The sequence below is a fragment of the Reinekea forsetii genome, assembly GCF_002795845.1.
Classification (GTDB): Bacteria; Pseudomonadota; Gammaproteobacteria; order Pseudomonadales; family Natronospirillaceae; genus Reinekea; species Reinekea forsetii.
Genome location: NZ_CP011797.1, coordinates 1,699,410 through 1,716,662, shown reverse-complemented (window position 1 = coordinate 1,716,662; position 17,253 = coordinate 1,699,410). Strand labels below are relative to the sequence as shown.

The 17,253-nt window shown below is 53.0% G+C and carries 16 protein-coding genes; 7 read left to right on the top strand and 9 right to left on the bottom strand.

Annotation, left to right across the window (positions count from 1 at the left end; all coding sequences use genetic code 11):
- Nucleotides 1–7 precede the first annotated feature (7 nt).
- From serS to REIFOR_RS07960, 5 genes are read right to left on the bottom strand one after another with little or no spacing between them, the layout of a single operon-like run.
- On the bottom strand, nucleotides 8–1,303 hold the full coding sequence (gene serS / locus REIFOR_RS07980; protein ID WP_100257054.1) for a serine--tRNA ligase: 1,296 nt from the start codon (nucleotides 1,301–1,303) through the stop codon (nucleotides 8–10).
- A gap of 16 nt (nucleotides 1,304–1,319) precedes the next feature.
- Complete coding sequence (crcB, locus tag REIFOR_RS07975) at nucleotides 1,320–1,715, bottom strand: fluoride efflux transporter CrcB (RefSeq protein WP_100257053.1); 396 nt, start codon at nucleotides 1,713–1,715, stop codon at nucleotides 1,320–1,322.
- Complete coding sequence (locus tag REIFOR_RS07970) at nucleotides 1,715–3,031, bottom strand: replication-associated recombination protein A (protein WP_100257052.1); 1,317 nt, start codon at nucleotides 3,029–3,031, stop codon at nucleotides 1,715–1,717. Before REIFOR_RS07970 ends, crcB begins: the two co-directional genes overlap by 1 nt.
- The gene (gene lolA, locus REIFOR_RS07965; protein WP_100257051.1) at nucleotides 3,031–3,666 is read right to left on the bottom strand and encodes an outer membrane lipoprotein periplasmic chaperone LolA; all 636 of its coding nucleotides are present in this window, start codon (nucleotides 3,664–3,666) and stop codon (nucleotides 3,031–3,033) included. The genes REIFOR_RS07970 and lolA overlap by 1 nt, the downstream gene beginning before the upstream one ends.
- A gap of 11 nt (nucleotides 3,667–3,677) precedes the next feature.
- On the bottom strand, nucleotides 3,678–5,999 hold the full coding sequence (locus REIFOR_RS07960) for a DNA translocase FtsK (RefSeq protein ID WP_227003800.1): 2,322 nt from the start codon (nucleotides 5,997–5,999) through the stop codon (nucleotides 3,678–3,680).
- Nucleotides 6,000–6,088: 89 nt separating this feature from the next.
- Between REIFOR_RS07960 and aat the strand changes: the two genes are divergently transcribed.
- From aat to infA, 3 genes are all read left to right on the top strand, one after another.
- Nucleotides 6,089–6,829: a leucyl/phenylalanyl-tRNA--protein transferase gene (gene aat, locus REIFOR_RS07955; protein ID WP_100257049.1), complete on the top strand. Its 741-nt coding sequence runs from the start codon at nucleotides 6,089–6,091 to the stop codon at nucleotides 6,827–6,829.
- Entirely contained in the window at nucleotides 6,816–7,547 is a 732-nt protein-coding gene (locus REIFOR_RS07950; RefSeq protein ID WP_100257048.1) for an arginyltransferase, read from the top strand. The genes aat and REIFOR_RS07950 overlap by 14 nt, the downstream gene beginning before the upstream one ends.
- A gap of 133 nt (nucleotides 7,548–7,680) precedes the next feature.
- Nucleotides 7,681–7,899 carry a translation initiation factor IF-1 gene (infA, locus tag REIFOR_RS07945; RefSeq protein ID WP_008043370.1) on the top strand — a complete coding sequence of 73 codons (219 nt, stop codon included), beginning with the start codon at nucleotides 7,681–7,683 and terminating at the stop codon, nucleotides 7,897–7,899.
- Nucleotides 7,900–7,976: 77 nt separating this feature from the next.
- On the opposite strand, the gene clpA is transcribed toward infA, so the two are convergent.
- Together clpA and clpS are read right to left on the bottom strand one after the other, a co-directional pair.
- Entirely contained in the window at nucleotides 7,977–10,250 is a 2,274-nt protein-coding gene (gene clpA / locus REIFOR_RS07940; RefSeq protein WP_100257047.1) for an ATP-dependent Clp protease ATP-binding subunit ClpA, read from the bottom strand.
- Between the two features lie 24 nt (nucleotides 10,251–10,274).
- Entirely contained in the window at nucleotides 10,275–10,649 is a 375-nt protein-coding gene (clpS, locus tag REIFOR_RS07935) for an ATP-dependent Clp protease adapter ClpS (protein WP_100258729.1), read from the bottom strand.
- 303 nt (nucleotides 10,650–10,952) lie between these two features.
- Between clpS and REIFOR_RS07930 the strand changes: the two genes are divergently transcribed.
- Nucleotides 10,953–11,216, top strand: coding sequence for a cold shock domain-containing protein (locus REIFOR_RS07930; RefSeq protein ID WP_100257046.1), 264 nt, complete (start codon nucleotides 10,953–10,955; stop codon nucleotides 11,214–11,216).
- A gap of 88 nt (nucleotides 11,217–11,304) precedes the next feature.
- Here REIFOR_RS07930 and REIFOR_RS07925 read toward each other — a convergent pair whose 3' ends face one another.
- Nucleotides 11,305–13,536 carry an NADP-dependent isocitrate dehydrogenase gene (locus REIFOR_RS07925; protein ID WP_100257045.1) on the bottom strand — a complete coding sequence of 744 codons (2,232 nt, stop codon included), beginning with the start codon at nucleotides 13,534–13,536 and terminating at the stop codon, nucleotides 11,305–11,307.
- A 166-nt stretch (nucleotides 13,537–13,702) separates the two neighbouring features.
- On the opposite strand from REIFOR_RS07925, the gene REIFOR_RS07920 reads away from it, so the two are divergent.
- Nucleotides 13,703–14,410, top strand: a complete 708-nt coding sequence (locus REIFOR_RS07920) for a pseudouridine synthase (RefSeq protein ID WP_100257044.1) — start codon at nucleotides 13,703–13,705, stop codon at nucleotides 14,408–14,410.
- Here the strand turns inward: REIFOR_RS07920 and fabV are convergent.
- Nucleotides 14,322–15,500: an enoyl-ACP reductase FabV gene (gene fabV / locus REIFOR_RS07915; RefSeq protein WP_100257043.1), complete on the bottom strand. Its 1,179-nt coding sequence runs from the start codon at nucleotides 15,498–15,500 to the stop codon at nucleotides 14,322–14,324. The genes REIFOR_RS07920 and fabV overlap by 89 nt on opposite strands.
- A 201-nt stretch (nucleotides 15,501–15,701) precedes the next feature.
- Here fabV and REIFOR_RS07910 point away from each other — a divergent pair, with 201 nt between their 5' ends.
- Nucleotides 15,702–16,157, top strand: coding sequence for an NUDIX domain-containing protein (locus tag REIFOR_RS07910; protein ID WP_100257042.1), 456 nt, complete (start codon nucleotides 15,702–15,704; stop codon nucleotides 16,155–16,157).
- The gene (mnmA, locus tag REIFOR_RS07905; RefSeq protein WP_100257041.1) at nucleotides 16,154–17,248 is read left to right on the top strand and encodes a tRNA 2-thiouridine(34) synthase MnmA; all 1,095 of its coding nucleotides are present in this window, start codon (nucleotides 16,154–16,156) and stop codon (nucleotides 17,246–17,248) included. Before REIFOR_RS07910 ends, mnmA begins: the two co-directional genes overlap by 4 nt.
- Nucleotides 17,249–17,253: the final 5 nt, after the last annotated feature.

The window sequence follows — 17,253 nt, the reverse complement described above, 5'->3', positions numbered from 1 at the left end:
AGGCACTTTATTGGGCAACGTACGGAATAAAGGTACAGCCACCCATATAAGGCACCAACGCCTCTGGTACGCTCAAACCAGCCTCTGACTGATAGTTCTCCAATACCGCAACCAGTGTACGACCCACCGCCAAACCCGAACCATTGAGCGTATGGACCAGCTCAGTCTTATTGGTTGTCGAATTGCGATATCGCGCCTGCATGCGTCGTGCCTGGTAGTCAGACATATTCGAGCAGGATGAAATTTCTCGATAGGCGTTCTGGGCCGGCAACCATACTTCGAGGTCATAGGTTTTGGCAGAGCCGATACTCATATCACCGCCACACAGGATGACTTTGCGATACGGCAAACTAAGCTTCTGCAAGATGGCTTCGGCATGGCCGGTCAACAGTTCCAACGTCGCCGTGGCGTCCTCGGCTTTAACGATCTGCACCAATTCGACTTTCTCGAATTGATGCTGGCGGATCATGCCGCGCACATCACGCCCATAAGAGCCGGCCTCGGCGCGAAAACAGGGGGTGTGAGCGACCATCTTAATCGGCAAATCCTGCTCGTTCAGGATGGTGTCGCGCACCATATTAGTCAGCGGCACTTCGGCGGTCGGAATCAAATAGTAGTCTTGATCGAATTCAACCTTGAACAGATCCTCGCCGAACTTAGGCAACTGACCGGTACCAAACAAGGAGTCTTTATTAACCATAAAGGGCACGGCGGTTTCCAAATAGCCATGCTCGAGGGTCTGGACATCGAGCATAAACTGACCCAAAGCCCGGTGCAGCCGAGCAATTTGGCCCTGCATCACGGCAAAACGACTGCCAGTCAACTTGGCGGCCATTTCGAAATCCAAACCATTGAGGGCTGCACCGACATCGACGTGATCTCGAATTGGAAAGCTGAACTCGCCCGGCTGACCCCACTTGAGCACCTCGACATTGTCTGCCTCATCCTTTCCAGCGGGCACCGAGGCGTCCGGTAGATTGGGTATTGAGTAGAGCATATCGTCCAATTCGGCCTGAACCGCTTTGAGAGCGACCTCCTTCTGACCCAGGGTCATGGCGATCTCGTCGAGGACCTGTTGAACCTTGGTTTTAGCGTCGTCGGTGCTCATGCCCTGGCGGATGTAATCACCGATCGCCTTGGACGCTTTTTTACGCTGCGCCTGAAGATCTTCGGTCTCAACCTGTAAGGACTTTCGACTGGACTCCAGCGATTGAAAAGAGACCACATCGAGGTGGAATCCTTTGGTCTTAAGTATCAGTGCTATCGCTTCCGGGTCTTGTCTGAGCTGCTTAATGTCAAGCATCTTGCTGAGTCCTTAATTAGAAAATAAATTTGCCCAATCCGTATCCGGCCGAGACGGCGATCATGCAGACGATCACCGATGCCACGAGATACATCAGGGCTAGAGTTAGCTGTTGCTGTTGGAACAAGGATAACGCTTCCAGGGCAAAACTGGAAAAGGTGGTAAAGGCACCTAACACCCCGACGAGCACGAAAGCGCGCCAGGTACCGGGTAGCTGTGGGTATTTTAGGGTGAAAAAAACAAAAGCCAAGCCCATTATAAAGCTGCCCACGACATTTACGCTGAAGGTGCCCCAGGGGAATTGACTACCGTGTAGTCGATTTAACCAGCTGACCGTGGCAAAGCGCGCCATGGCACCCAGGCCGCCGCCCAATCCGATAACCAACCAATGCCAAATTGTTAACGTACTCATCAACGACTGTCCTCTGACCCGGCGGCCTGATCTAGACTGCGGAGGAAATCCAGTTTCTGACCAATTTTGGCTTCTAGGCCACGCTCGACCGGCTGGTAAAATTGCTCACTCTGTAACGAGGGCGGCAGATAGTGCTCCCCTGCTGCATAGGCATGGGGCTCATCGTGAGCATAGCGATAGGCCTGGCCGTACTCCAGATCTTTCATCAGTTGGGTCGGCGCATTGCGTAAATGCATTGGCACCTCTTCGCTCGGCGCACTGCGCACCTGCGCCATCATGGCATTAAAGGCCTTATAAACCGCATTGGATTTGGCCGCACTAGCCAAATAGACAGCCGCCTGTGCCAAGGCCAGTTCGCCCTCGGGACTGCCCAGACGTTGCTGACTGTCCCAGGCGCTGAGTGCCAGTGTGAGGGCCCGCGGATCGGCATTACCGATGTCTTCAGAGGCAATGCGCACCATCCGGCGGGCCAAATAGAGCGGTTCGATGCCGCCATCGAGCATGCGGCATAACCAATAGAGCGCACCGTCGGGCGAGGAGCCCCGAATGCTCTTATGAAAGGCCGAGATTTGATCGTAAAAGTTCTCACCGCCCTTATCGAAGCGCCGCGGTTGCGCCTGCAGCAGATCGCCAATGCTCTGTTTGGTCACCTGTTGGCCGGGCTCGAAAAAATCCAAGGCGATTTCGATCATATTGAGAAAGCGGCGAGCATCGCCATCGGCGTATTGGCACATCAATCCGATGCTGTCGCGGTCGAAATCGATGGCCGCCAGTCTGGGCTCCAAGTCTTGCGCCCGCCGCCACAACTGTTGTAACTCCTCATCACTAAAGGATTTCAAGACATAGACTCGAGCCCGCGACAATAAGGCCGAGTTCAATTCAAAACTGGGATTTTCGGTCGTGGCACCGATAAAGATAAAGGTACCGTCTTCAACATAGGGCAAAAAGGCATCTTGCTGGGCCTTATTGAAGCGATGCACCTCGTCGACGAAGAGCACCGTGCGATCGCCATGACCTTGCGCCTGACGGGCTTTTTCGGCAGCCAGCTTAATATCCTTGACGCCGGCTTGGACGGCCGAAATGCTCTCAAAACGGGCATCGACGGTATGCGAGATAATCTTCGCCAGCGTTGTTTTGCCGACCCCAGGCGGGCCCCAAAAAATCATCGAGTGCAGATTTTTTTGTTCTAGGGCTTTGCGCAACGGCTTGCTCGGTCCCAGTATATGACTTTGTCCTATATAGCCGCTTAGGTCACTCGGGCGCAGCATTTCAGCCAGCGGCCGATAAATATCGCCCTTAGCGAACAGGTCGGCCATTACATTTGCTCGAACATGTCGGTGCCGGGAGGCGGATTAAAAGAAAACAGCGCGTCGTCGAGCGGCGCATTGGCCACCACATCCGTCAGGTTGATCAGCGTTTGTTGACCCAGGCTGTCGAGAATGCGGATTTCGGCGATCAAATTTTGTTTAAAAGTCAGGGTCAGCTCGCTAAACACCGAATTGGTATCGAGCGGAAACAGCCGGTATACCACTAAAGCGTCGGTACTGGCCTCGAGAACGTCATACTGTTGGGTCAGTACTTGGCGCGGTTGTGACAGAATCATCGCTGGAGACTGCTGCACCGAGCTTCCTACGGGTTGATAGGTCGCCTGCTCTAGATCGGGATCAAAGACCCAGAGCGTTTCACCGTCGGAGATCACCTGCTGTTCAAAGGGCTCAAAAACCTGCCAAGCAAAGCGCATCGGTTTGGCGATGCGCATCAGCCCGGTCGACAGGGTCACCGAATTCTGGCTTTCCGAGAAGGTTCGCTGTTCGAAATTGGCGCTTAGGGTTGTCGGTGCCTCCAGTCGTTCGATCAACTGCTGCCGGGCGGCGTCATCGGCCCAGACATTGGTGCCAAGCCATAAAATTTGACTGGTCAGCAACAGTTGGGTCAACAAGTTATTACGCATAAGACTCTCTTCTAATTTGAGGGCGGCGGAGGTGCCAGCACCTCACGTGCGCCGTTATGGCCCGGCGGACTGACAATGCCGGCCGACTCCATGGTTTCAACTAATCGGGCGGCACGGTTGTAACCGATCCGAAGCTTGCGCTGAACCGATGAGATAGAGGCCTTTCGACTCTGGGTTACAAACTCCACTGCCTGATCGAACAGCGCATCGGCTTCGCCATCTTCATCTTCGCCCTCAAAACCCGATGTCCCGGCGGCGTCCTGTTCACTGGCTAGGGCGATTGCCGAGAGATAATTGGGGCTGCCGCGTTTTTTCCAATCGGCAACGATGGCATGGACCTCATCGTCGTCGACAAAGGCCCCGTGCACGCGCACCGGCAGGCTGGTGCCAGGCGGCATATAGAGCATATCGCCATGACCGAGCAACTGCTCTGCCCCACCCTGATCGAGAATGGTTCGGGAGTCAATCCGCGAGGACACCTGAAAAGCGATGCGGGTTGGAATATTGGCTTTAATCAGACCGGTAATGACATCGACCGAGGGTCGCTGGGTAGCCAGAATAAGATGGATGCCGGCGGCCCGGGCTTTTTGGGCGATCCGGGCAATCAGCTCTTCAACCTTCTTGCCGACAATCATCATCATGTCGGCGAATTCATCAATCACCACGACAATAAAGGGCAAGGACACCAGGATCGGGGCCAATTCGGTAGGGTCCATGGCTTGGCTGGGATCATAGAGTGGGTCGCGGATCGGCTCGCCATTCTTACTGGCTTCGGTGACCTTCTTATTAAAACCACCGATGTTACGCACGCCCACTGAGGCGAGCAGCTTGTAACGCCGCTCCATTTCGGCCACGCACCAGCGCAAGCCGCCAGCAGCTTCTTTCATATCGGTAATCACTGGTGTTAACAGATGCGGAATGCCCTCGTAGACCGATAATTCGAGCATCTTCGGGTCGACTAGAATCAGTCGAACCTCTTCGGGCGTGGCCTTGAACAGCAGGCTGCAGAGCATCGAGTTGACGCCCACCGATTTGCCGGAGCCGGTGGTGCCGGCGACCAGCAGGTGCGGCATTTTGGCCAGATCGGCGACCACCGGAGTGCCCCCTATATCATGCCCCAAGCCCAGGGTCAGAACGCTTTTCGAGTCGTCGTAAACGCTGGAACCGAGAATATCACTGAGGCGCACAATGGCCCTTTGCTCATTGGGAATTTCGATCCCAACGGTAGTTTTGCCGGGAATGATTTCCACCACCCGGACACTGACCAGGGCCATAGAACGCGCCAAGTCCTTCGCCAGATTGGTAATCTTGGACACCTTGATGCCAGCAGCGGGCTGAATCTCAAACCGGGTAATAACCGGGCCTGGGGCGACCTCGGTCACCTCGGCCACAACGCCAAAGTCCTTCAATTTAATTTCTAACATGCGCGACATGGCTTCGAGCGCCTCAGCGCTGTAGCCACTGCGTGGGTCCCCGGCCGACGGGGTCAACAAACTGATCGCTGGCAAGCGGCCAGACGGTTCGCTGTCCTCAAAGAGCGATTGCTGCTGCTCTTTGACCACTCGGGTGCTCGGCGCCACGTCTTGCTTAATCAGAGGCTTGATCTGCGGCGGCACGCGCTTGGATTGGATCTCCAGCTGCACCTCCAAGTTCTGCTTGCGCAGCTCAACAACCTGCTTGACCTGCGTTTGTTCAGCGACGGCTTTGCGGTGCAGACGCCAGCGCTGGCTCCAATGGTCTACCTGGGTGAAGATAAACAGACCGATCGCATCAACCACCGCCAACCAGGATATATTGGCCGCTAGGGTCAGGGATAAAAACCCGACTAAGACCAGAATCATCGTGCTACCGGTTAAACCAAAAATCGGAAAAAACCAGTCTGAGAGGGCCAGTCCAAGCCAACCCCCAGCATAGCCGGGCAGATCGCTGGCGGTGTGCACCGCGACCAGGGCACAGCCGACGGCGATAAAAATTAACCAGCCAAGTGCTCGAATCAAGGTAATGAGTGGATTCCAACCCAGAGGATGGGTACGCTCACGAAACACCATCCAGGCTTGGTAGAAGCAAAAAATCGGCAAGAAATAACTGAAGATGCCTATTCCGCTAATCAATAAGGATGCCAGCCAGGCGCCTGCTGAACCCGCCAGGTTGACCACCTGCTGATTGGCGCCGACGATGGCCCAGCCCGGATCTAAGGCGTTATAGGTCATCAAGGCCAGGGACAAAAATAGCCCCACCGTCAACGCGATAATCCACAACGCGTCGAGGACAAATCGATTTTTTATCTCTATCAGCCGATCATCTGCATGATAGGACTTTAGTCTTTCAGCCAAGAAATCACCCTTGTTGCTGTATTGCACCGGAAATTGGTCATAATATACCACAGTATGGCTGCCAACTTATTGAAATAGTGACACTTTTTATGAACCATCTGCACTGGCTCGATCCCCAACTCGATCCCCTATTTCCGAGCATCCAACAGGCGCTCAGCGAACCCAGTGGCCTACTTGCGGTAGGCGGAGCGTTAACCACACCCTGGCTGTTGGAGGCCTATCGACACGGCATATTCCCCTGGTTTAATGACGGCGAGCCGATTCTCTGGTGGTCGCCGACGCCGCGCATGGTAATGCTGCCCGGCATGGCGCATCGCTCCAGGACGCTGCGCAAATTGTTTCGCGCCAGCCAGATTGAGATCACGGTGAATCATTGCTTCGAGCAAGTCATGCACCACTGCGCGCAAAATGACCTGCGCAATGACGGCACCTGGATCACCAGGCCGATGAAACAGGGCTATTTGGCTTTACACCGCGATGGTTGGGCGCACTCGATCGAGGTTCACGATCGTGGCCAATTAGTGGGCGGGCTCTATGGTGTGGCGATAGACCGGGTATTCTTTGGTGAGAGCATGTTTTCTTTGAGCCCCAGCGCCTCAAAGTTTGCCTTCGTGGCATTGAGCGAATGGACGCGGCAACAGGGCATGGCGCTGATTGACTGTCAGCTCTATAATCCCTATCTGGATTCGCTCGGGGCTCAATTGGTCGATCGCCCAACCTTTGAAAGCAACCTACCCCGCACATTAACCCGTCTGGCCATGCTGGATCCGAACGTCCTTCAGCAGCTGTTCGAGCAAAAGATGAGAGCGCCCCACGATGACCGATCCTGAAACCCTACCTGAGGGCTCGATAAAGTTATTTCGGACCACCGAGCACGATTGCAGCTACCTGGCCGATCGACAGTCTCGCACCCTCTTTCTCGATCCGGACCTGGCTGTCACCCTGGATCTCTACGAGCAATTGACACAGGCCGGCTTTCGGCGCAGCGGCAAACACCTGTTTCGGCCGGACTGTAAAACCTGTCACGCCTGTATCCCATCTCGCGTCCCGATTCAGGATTTTCAGAAGAAGAAATCTCAGCAGCGTATTTGGAACAAAAATCAAGATATTCAGGTCAGCGTTCAGCCCTGCGTCTTCCGCCAGGCCGACTATGACCTGTTTGAACGCTATATCGCGCAGCGCCATGCCGACGGTGAGATGTTTCCGGCGTCCGAAGCCACCTATAGCGATTTCCTGGCGATTAACAATGAATTCAGCTTTCAGCTGCATCTGACCCTCGATGACCGATTGGTTGGCGTTGCCGTGACCGATCAGCTGCCCACTGGCTTGTCGGCTGTTTACACTTTTTTCGACCCCGATCTAGATAAGCGTTCTCTGGGTGTCTTTAGCATCCTGAGTCAGATCCATCTGGCTCAGCAATGGGGCCTGCCCTACCTATATTTAGGCTACTGGGTGCCCGGCTGTCGTAAGATGCAATACAAGACGCAATACCAGCCCACCGAACTATTGATCGATGGTCAATGGCAGGCGCTAGAGCAGCGCGCGTAAATCCGACCCGCTGCTGGCTCAAAATCAGCCACTAAATCTGGTTCCAGTAAAAAAGGTTGCATATTTTTTGCTAATTGCCGTTTTTTCAGGCAGAATGCGCGCCGTTATGAACTCAAAGGTTTCTATAGGAAATATGGCAAAAGAAGATGTGATTGAAATGGAAGGAGAGATCCTTGATACCCTTCCAAATACTATGTTCCGCGTAAAGCTTGAGAATGGTCATGTTATTACCGCTCATATTTCCGGAAAAATGCGCAAAAACTACATCCGTATCTTAACGGGTGACAAGGTGAAAGTTGAACTCACACCTTATGACTTAACGAAGGGTCGCATCGTTTATCGCGCGCGTTAATCACTGCTAAGCCAGAAACCAAAAAAAGCACCCTAGGGTGCTTTTTTTATTGCCGCGCCGGTCACCCGGCGGTCAATTTAAGCTTCAGCCAGCTCGCCGATAACGCTGACATCCAACTCCCCGTCTTTTAACGACACCAAGACAGAGCCGCCGTGGCTGGCCAGCGGTCCAAACAGGATCAGATCGGCCAGTGGCCGCTTGATCTTCTCTTGGATCAGTCGGGCCATAGGACGTGCGCCCATCGCCTTGTCGTAGCCGGTCTCAGCCAGCCATTCGCGCGCATCCTTGTCGACTTCCATATGCACCCGCTTGTCGTCCAGCTGGGCCTGCAACTCAACCAAGAACTTATCGACCACATTCATCACCACATCACGCGACAAGGCGGTGAACTGGACCGTACCGTCCAAGCGATTGCGGAACTCCGGCGTAAAGGTCTTTTTAATCATCTCCATGCCATCGGTCGAATTGTCCTGGGTGGTAAAACCAACCGATCGGCGGCTCATCTCTTGCGCGCCGGCATTACTGGTCATAATCATGATGACATTTCTGAAATCCGTCTTACGGCCGTTGTTATCGGTTAAGGTGCCATGATCCATGACCTGCAACAGCAGGTTGAAAACATCTGGATGGGCCTTCTCAATTTCATCGAGCAGCAACACGCTGTGCGGATGCCGATTGATGCCATCGGTTAGCAATCCACCCTGATCGAAGCCAACATAGCCCGGTGGCGCACCGATTAGCCTGGACGCGGTATGGCGTTCCATATATTCAGACATATCGAAACGCAGCAACTCCACGCCAAGGGACTCGGCCAGCTGCTTGGTGACTTCAGTCTTACCCACGCCGGTAGGGCCGGTAAAGAGAAAGGAGCCAATCGGCTTGTCGGCCGATTTCAGACCCGCTCGCGCCAACTTGATCGCGGAGGAGATATTCTCAATCGCTTCATCCTGGCCAAAGACGGTCATCTTCAGATTGCGTTCCAGATTGGCCAGCAACGACTTATCGTCCTTGTTAACCGATCGCGCGGGTATGCGCGCAATCAATGCGACAACGCGTTCAACATCGCTCACGCCGATCGACTTCTTGCGCTTACTTTCGGACTTGAGTCGCTCGGCAGCGCCGGCTTCGTCAATAACGTCGATAGCCTTGTCGGGTAAATGGCGATCAGTGATGTAACGGTCGGATAACTCAGCCGCGGCACGCAGAGCCTTATCGGTATATCGTAGGTGGTGATGGTCTTCAAAGCGGGATTTCAAACCCTTCAGGATACGGTAGGTCTCTTCGACCGACGGTTCATTGACGTCGATTTTTTGGAAACGGCGGGTTAAGGCCGAGTCCTTCTCAAAAATACCGCGAAATTCCTGATAGGTGGTCGAACCAATGCAGCGCAGTTCACCGGAACTCAACATCGGCTTGAGCAGGTTCGATGCGTCCATAACGCCACCGGAGGCCGCACCGGCACCGATAATAGTATGGATTTCATCGATAAATAGAATCGACTTGTCACGCTTCTTTAACTCGGCGAGCAAACCCTTCAGACGCTTCTCAAAGTCACCGCGATATTTGGTACCCGCCAGCAACGCGCCGAGATCGAGTGAATAGACCTGGGCACCGAGCATAATATCGGGCACTTCGCCGTCTTCGATCCGTTTGGCGAGGCCCTCAGCGATTGCCGTCTTACCCACGCCGGTCTCACCAACCAGCAGAGGGTTGTTCTTACGCCGACGAGACAGTATCTGCACCACCCGATCAACTTCGTAGTCACGCCCAACTAGGGGATCAATACGACCTTTCTTGGCTGCCTCGTTTAAATTGGTGGCAAAGCTATCCAATGGATTACCGCCACTGGCTTCACCGCCGGCCTCTTCTTGCCCTCCATCCTGTTGAAAGTCCTGCTGTTCCGGATCATCCGACTGGACCTTCGAGATACCATGGGCGATGAAATTGACCACATCGATACGCGAGATACTCTGTTGTTTCAGGAAGTAGACGGCCTGACTCTCTTGCTCAGAGAAGATCGCAACCAGCACATTGGCACCGGTCACTTCTTTTTTACCCGACGACTGGACGTGGAACACGGCCCGCTGCAGCACGCGCTGAAAGCCGAGTGTCGGTTGCGTTTCACGGTCTTCATCACCGACCGAGATCAAGGGCGTGGTGGAATCGATAAACTCGATCAAATCCCGGCGTAACTGGGGAATATCCGCCGCACAGGCATTTAACACATCGGCAGCAGCGTGATTGTCCAACAGTGCAAGTAGCAGGTGCTCAACGGTCATAAACTCGTGCCGCTTCGCCCTAGCCTCCTTGAATGCACTATTTAGGGTTAACTCTAAATCTTTACTCAACATATGATTCACCCTTCCTCGACGAAATCAATCGTCTAACTCTTCAACTTCACACATCAGTGGATGTTGGTTCTCACGCGAATAATCGTTAACTAGCGCAGCTTTTGTCTCAGCGATATCTTTAGTGTAGACGCCGCATACGCCTTTACCTTGAGTATGCACTGCCAGCATCACTTGGGTAGCCTTTTCTCGATTCATTGCGAAAAACTGCTCCAGAATGTGCACTACGAATTCCATCGGTGTGAAATCATCGTTCATGAGGACAACACGGAACAACGATGGTTTCTTTAATTCAGGATCCACCGGTTGCACGGCGACATCACCGGTACCATCGGGCGACGATTGACCGTCGTCCGATAGTCTTGTACCCAGAATCACACCAAGGGACGTTGGCCTAGACATTGTTTTGATAGTAGGACGAAATGACATTATCTATAACTCTATTAATGAATACGAACGTCAGAGAATATGGATCGAATAGTTTAGAACCAATCCTCAATTCTAACGCCTGATCGATCATAACTTGATTAAATGGGGGTTGACTTGAAAGTTTCAACGGTATTCCATAGTAGCACGTCGCAATTGTTAGGGATTGAACGTAAATATCCTTCGACATCGGTTGCGCGCAGTTGTTGACAGTTCGGTTCAAGCAGTACGGCAGATCAGCGGTATATCTTAGTATAGTTAGGTCGTAAGGGGTCAGTTATGCCTGTAGGGAAAGTAAAATGGTTTAATAATGCCAAAGGGTTTGGCTTCATCGTTTGTGATGACCATAAGGAGGACTTATTTGCACATTTCTCTTCTATCGAAATGGAAGGTTACAAAACGCTAAAAGCTGGACAAGAAGTGGAGTTCGAAACGGTCAAGTCTGAACATGGTATTCACGCCGTCAATATCCAGGTTGCCAAATCGGAAGCGACTGTCGGAGCATCCATTGCACCTAAGACCACTGCGAAAGAGCCAAACTAGGTTCTGAGTGAGACGAAAAAGCCCGGTTTATCCGGGCTTTTCTGATTTTGGGGGTGACCTTACTTACACCCCAGCAACGCCGGTTGGCTTAACGAATGGCGTCCAATATGGCGTTAAAGGTTGCGCTCGGTCGCATTGCCGCAATGATTTTGGCCTTATTCGGTCGATAGTAGCCACCGACGTCTATGGCCTGACCTTGAACGGCGTTCAATTCCGCAACAATAACCGCTTCCTGACTGACTAACGCCGTGGCTGCGGCACCAAAGGCGGCCTTCAATTCCGCATCGCTGTTCTGAGCGGCCAAGGCTTGCGCCCAATACATCGCCAAATAGAAATGACTGCCGCGGTTATCGAGTTCGCCGGTTTTGCGCAACGGGCTCTTATTTTGGTCCAAGAACCGGGCCGTCGCGCTGTCGAGCGTATCGGCTAATATCTGCGCCTTGGGATTGTTAAAGGTCAGTGCCAAGTGTTCCAACGAGACGGCCAGCGCCAAAAACTCGCCCAATGAGTCCCACCGCAGATGGTTCTCCTGGTTAAATTGTTCGACATGCTTGGGGGCGGAGCCACCTGCCCCGGTTTCAAACAGGCCCCCACCGTTCATTAACGGCACGATAGACAGCATTTTCGCCGAGGTGCCTAATTCCAGAATGGGGAACAGATCGGTTAGATAGTCGCGCAACACATTACCGGTCACTGAGATGGTGTTGTCACCCGCTTTCAGACGCGCCAAGGTATAACTGGTGGCGGCAAAAGGTGACATGATCTGAATGTCCAGACCCTGGGTATCGTGATCTTGCAAATAGTGCTGAACCTTTTTAATCAATTCACGATCGTGAGCACGTTGCTCATCGAGCCAGAAGATTGTTGGCCAGCCGGTTGCACGCGCGCGCACGACGGCTAATTTGACCCAATCCTGAATTGGCGCGTCCTTGACCTGGCACATACGGAAGATATCACCGATAGCGACGGCCTGGGACAGCAACAACTGACCGTCTTGATCAACGACCTTGACGGTGCCGGAGGCTGCCAAGATAAAGGTTTTATCATGTGAGCCGTATTCTTCGGCCTTTTGCGCCATCAGACCGACATTGGGCACGGTGCCCATGGTAGTTGGATCGAAGGCGCCGTGCTCGCGGCAAAAATCGATGGTGGCCTGATAGACTCCAGCATAGCTTCGATCCGGCACAACGGCCTTGGTATCCTTAGGCTGACCATCTGGCGCCCACATTCTGCCTGAGGTGCGAATCATCGCTGGCATGGAGGCATCGATAATGATGTCACTTGGGACATGCAGGTTGGTGATGCCCTTATCAGAATTGACCATTGCCATCTCAGGCGCGTGGCGATACACCTCGGCGATCTCGGCCTCGATCTCAGCTTGGCGGGCAACGGGCAGCAGATGCAGTTTGCTATAAAGATCGCCCAAGCCATTGTTGACGTCGACACCAATTTTCGCCAACTCTGCACCGAACTTATCGAACACAGACTGATAAAAAACCGTGACGGCGTGACCAAAGATAACCGGGTCACTGACTTTCATCATGGTGGCTTTGAGATGCAATGAAAACAGCAGGTCCTGCTTCTTACTGTCGCTAATTTGCTCAGCATAAAAGGCTCGCAAGGCACTTCGGCTCATTACGGCCGAATCGATTATCTCGCCGGCTAACAGCGCAGAGAATCCTTTCAGAACCGTTACGGCGCCATCGTCTGCATGCAACTCAATCTGGTATTGAGTCGCGGTCTCTAGGGTTATGGACGTTTCCGAGCCATAGAAGTCCCCGGCTGACATCGAGGCCACGTGGGTTTTAGACTCAGTGCTCCACGCGCCCATACTGTGCGGATTTTTGCGCGCATATTGTTTTACCGAAGCGGGTGCGCGACGGTCGGAGTTACCCTCCCGCAAGACCGGATTGACCGCACTGCCCTTGATTTTATCAAAGCGGCTGCGGATATCGCGTTCGGCATCGTTGGTCGGTTCTGCCGGGTAATCCGGAATCTGATAGCCTTTTGCTTGCAGTTCCTTGATAGTAGCGATCAATTGCGGCAAAGAAGCGCTGATATTGGGCAATTTGATAATATTGGCATCCGGCTGCTTGGCCAGCTCACCGAGCTCGGCCAAATCGTCCGAAATACGTTGGTCTTCCGCTAAAAATTCAGAAAAACTGGCGATAACCCGCGCCGCAAGGGAAATGTCTCGAGTTTCGACGGCAACATCGGCGGCCTTCGTAAAGGCAGCCACGATGGGTAACAGCGAGTAAGTTGCTAAGGCTGGTGCTTCATCTGTTTCCGTATAGATTATTTTAGCTTTTGAATCAGTCATGGAATTTCCTAGTAGTCTGCAGAAAATGTCGGCAAAGAGCGCTTACCCACACGTCAATCGCTGTAAATTTGCGCTGGATAATAGCAGCTGAAGGCGCGAAAGTAATCGGACTTTAGGCTAATTGCACTAATAGACCCGTCGCCACACGAGGAAGAAATACCCATTTATGCCGCGCTACCTACTCTTTAATAAACCCTTTCAGGTATTAACCCAGTTTACCGATGATCGTGGCAGAGCGACCTTGGCCGACTATATCAGGGTACCCGACATCTACGGCGCCGGCCGACTGGATTATGATTCTGAAGGCCTGCTGTTGTTGACCGACAATGGCGCCCTGATTCACCGCATGATGCACCCCCTGTTCAAGGTCGCGAAGACCTATCTGGCCCAGGTGGAAGGTCAGGTCACGCCCGCTCAGCTGGCGCAATTAAGCCAGGGCGTGACACTCACCGATGGAGCCTGTGCACCCTGTCGGGCAGAGGCCATAGAACCACCCCTTTGGCTATGGCCGAGAACACCGCCGATCCGCCGCCGACGCCTTATACCAACCAGCTGGATTTCACTCACCTTGACGGAGGGCCGTAACCGGCAGGTACGCCGGATGACGGCCGCGGTTGGGCTACCGACCCTGCGCTTGATCCGATCGGAATTGGCTAACCTGTCTGTCGTTGACCTAATGCCCGGCCAGGTTATGGAATTAACCGAAGACATGCTCTTAGATAACGGTATAAACTGTGAAGCCAAAAAAGGGGGCCCCAAGGCCCCCCCATCACAGGTTGCGTCGACTAAACGATCGGGTCGACCTCCGCAGCGTAGTCGACTCCTTCAAAACCAAAACCAAAGAGGCGGAAAAACTCGGCCTGGTAACCGTTAAAGTCGGTTACCTCGGTCAGGTTTTCGGTGTTTACCTGCGCCCAGAGCTCAGCAACTCGTTGCTGGACCGAATCCTTTAATTCGTTATCCTCCATACGAATTCGGCCGGTATCGTCCAAATTGAGCGCTTGGCCAGAATAGAGCTGATGGTACATCAGTCCAAAGATCTGCTCGATGCAACCCTCATGGGTGCCCTCTTCCTTCATAACCTTATACAACGCCGATATATAGAGCGGCATAACCGGAATGGCAGAGCTCGACTGCGTGACTAAAGCTTTTAAGACAGACACATGGGACTGGCCGTTTACGCTATTGGCTAGACGTGTGCCAATTGCAGTCGAGGCGCGGTCGAGGTCTTCCTTAGCCTTGCCGATAGTGGCGCCACCATAGATTGGCCAGGTCAGGTCTTTACCGATATAGGTATATGCAGTGGTCTTGGCGCCATCAGCCAGGACATCGGCCGCCAATAAGGCTTCGATCCATAGTTCCCAGTCTTCACCACCCATGACCTTAACGGTATTGAAGATTTCCTCATCGCTAGCAGGTTCTAAGGTGATATCCGACACAACCTTGGTATCGGTGTTTAAATTCTTGCGCGTTACCTGCTGACCAATCGGCTTCAGCGTGGAGGAATAGACCTCACCCGAGACCGGATCCTTCCGCCGGGGGGCGCCCAGACTGTAAACGACAAGGTCAATCTTACCCATATTGGCTTTGATTTCTTCAATCACCGCCGTTTTGGCTTCGTTCGAAAAGGCGTCCATATTCAAAGCCTTGGCAAATAGGCCCTGTTGCTGAGCGGCCTTTTCCAGCGCAAAGGTGTTGTACCAACCGGCTGAAGCCGGGCGGCGTTCACTCGGCTCTTTCTCAAACATCACGCCCAGAGTATTGGCACCAAAACCGAACGCGGAGGTGATCCGTGAGGCGAGGCCATAGCCATTGGAACAGCCGATCACGAGGACATTTTTGGGTCCGTCAATGTCGGCCTTATGAGCTTGAACATAGTCAATTTGCTCTTGAACATTTGCCGCACAGCCGGTGGGATGGGCCGTGGTGCAAATAAAACCTCGAATTTTGGGCTGAATGATCATCGATAACTTCCTTTATTTAATCACCTAGGGTGTTTGGCATCGCCAATAACGATACGATTTAATCTATACTTTGTGGTTAGTTTAATGGAACTGCTGACAAAAATCGTCCCGCCACTTGCATAAGACTTGTGAATCCATTGCTATATTCGCTGTTGAATGAAACGATAATCAGCATTAGCTCTACAAAATAGGATTCTGTCCATGTCATACCCTCACCTCACCGTCGCTGTTGTCTGTCTACAGGACAACAAAATGCTTATGGTAAACGAAATAGATAACGGTATAAATTGTTGGAATCAACCTGCAGGTCATGTCGAGGATGGCGAAGATCTAATCGCCGCCGCACAGCGCGAGGCCCTCGAAGAAACCGGCTATAAAGTTGAAATTACAGGTCTCCAGGCGATTTACCAAGGCATTCATGGCACCAGCGGCACGCACTATCTGCGGATTTGTTTTCATGCCGTGGCCCTAGAGCGGTTGAGCGAAACACTCGATCCAGACATCTTGTCGGCTCAATGGCTCGATCTAGACGACCTGCAGGCTAATAAGTATCAATTAAGAAGCGAATTAACACGCCAAACCCTTGAAGATTGCCCGGATGCGCCCATTTACCCTGTCAACCTTATTCATGACCTGTACCTGGGAGATCACCAATGACCACCAATGGCTCAACAACTGTAATAGTCGGCATGTCTGGCGGGGTAGACTCTTCGGTCACCGCCGCCCTGCTGCTGGAGCAGGGCTATCAGGTTGAGGGTCTGTTTATGAAAAACTGGGATGAGGATGATGGCACCGATCATTGCACGGCCAAAGTGGATTTAGCCGATGCCCAAGCGGTCGCAGACAAGCTGGGCATCAAGCTGCACAAGGCCAATTTTGCCGCCGAATACTGGGATGAGGTGTTCGAACACTTTCTCACCGAATATAAGGCCGGTCGAACGCCCAATCCGGATATCCTCTGTAACCGCGAAATCAAATTCAAAGCCTTCCTCGACTATGCCCTCAGCCTAGGCGCTGACAAAATCGCGACCGGCCATTATGCCCGAACCGCGCTGGTGGATGGCCGCGCTCAGCTGCTACGCGGGCTCGATGGCAATAAGGATCAAAGTTACTTTCTCCATGCCGTCGGCCACGAGCAATTTGCCAAAACCCTCTTCCCGGTGGGTGAGTTGGAGAAACCGGTGGTCCGCGCTATTGCCGAAAAATACCAATTGGCCACGGCGAAGAAGAAGGACAGCACAGGCATCTGTTTCATTGGTGAGCGGCGTTTTGCCGACTTTCTAAAACAATATCTGCCGGCCCGGCCGGGTGCCATCGAAACCATCAATGGCGAGACCTTAGCGCAACACCAGGGCCTGATGTATTACACCATTGGCCAACGCCAGGGCTTGGGCATAGGCGGCACGCATTATGGTGAAGCCCCTTGGTTTGTGGCCCATAAGGATCTAGATCGAAATGTGCTGGTCGTCGTGCAGGGCACTGACAACGAGGCCCTATTCACGCAGCATTTACGCATGGATTCTGTCTACTGGGTAGACGAAACAGGCCCCAAATTGCCGATTTCCGTGACTTGCAAGCACCGTTATCGCCAACCAGATCAACATTGTGCGCTGAGCAAAACAGCCGATGGCCATTATGTTGTTGATTTTGATTTGCCACAAAGAGCCATTACACCAGGCCAATCCGCTGTATTTTACAGTGGCGATCGATGTCTCGGCGGTGGTGTAATCGAATCGACCTGGCTTTAACTGCA

Coding starts and splice junctions, on each gene's coding strand:
- crcB (WP_100257053.1), bottom strand. CDS start 1,715: ATGAGTACGTTAACAATTTGGCATTGGTTGGTTATCGGATTGGGCGGC.
- mnmA (WP_100257041.1), top strand. CDS start 16,154: ATGACCACCAATGGCTCAACAACTGTAATAGTCGGCATGTCTGGCGGG.
- REIFOR_RS07925 (WP_100257045.1), bottom strand. CDS start 13,536: ATGACTGATTCAAAAGCTAAAATAATCTATACGGAAACAGATGAAGCA.
- aat (WP_100257049.1), top strand. CDS start 6,089: ATGAACCATCTGCACTGGCTCGATCCCCAACTCGATCCCCTATTTCCG.
- serS (WP_100257054.1), bottom strand. CDS start 1,303: ATGCTTGACATTAAGCAGCTCAGACAAGACCCGGAAGCGATAGCACTG.
- REIFOR_RS07970 (WP_100257052.1), bottom strand. CDS start 3,031: ATGGCCGACCTGTTCGCTAAGGGCGATATTTATCGGCCGCTGGCTGAA.
- lolA (WP_100257051.1), bottom strand. CDS start 3,666: ATGCGTAATAACTTGTTGACCCAACTGTTGCTGACCAGTCAAATTTTA.
- infA (WP_008043370.1), top strand. CDS start 7,681: ATGGCAAAAGAAGATGTGATTGAAATGGAAGGAGAGATCCTTGATACC.
- REIFOR_RS07950 (WP_100257048.1), top strand. CDS start 6,816: ATGACCGATCCTGAAACCCTACCTGAGGGCTCGATAAAGTTATTTCGG.
- clpA (WP_100257047.1), bottom strand. CDS start 10,250: ATGTTGAGTAAAGATTTAGAGTTAACCCTAAATAGTGCATTCAAGGAG.
- REIFOR_RS07920 (WP_100257044.1), top strand. CDS start 13,703: ATGCCGCGCTACCTACTCTTTAATAAACCCTTTCAGGTATTAACCCAG.
- fabV (WP_100257043.1), bottom strand. CDS start 15,500: ATGATCATTCAGCCCAAAATTCGAGGTTTTATTTGCACCACGGCCCAT.
- REIFOR_RS07930 (WP_100257046.1), top strand. CDS start 10,953: ATGCCTGTAGGGAAAGTAAAATGGTTTAATAATGCCAAAGGGTTTGGC.
- clpS (WP_100258729.1), bottom strand. CDS start 10,649: ATGTCTAGGCCAACGTCCCTTGGTGTGATTCTGGGTACAAGACTATCG.
- REIFOR_RS07910 (WP_100257042.1), top strand. CDS start 15,702: ATGTCATACCCTCACCTCACCGTCGCTGTTGTCTGTCTACAGGACAAC.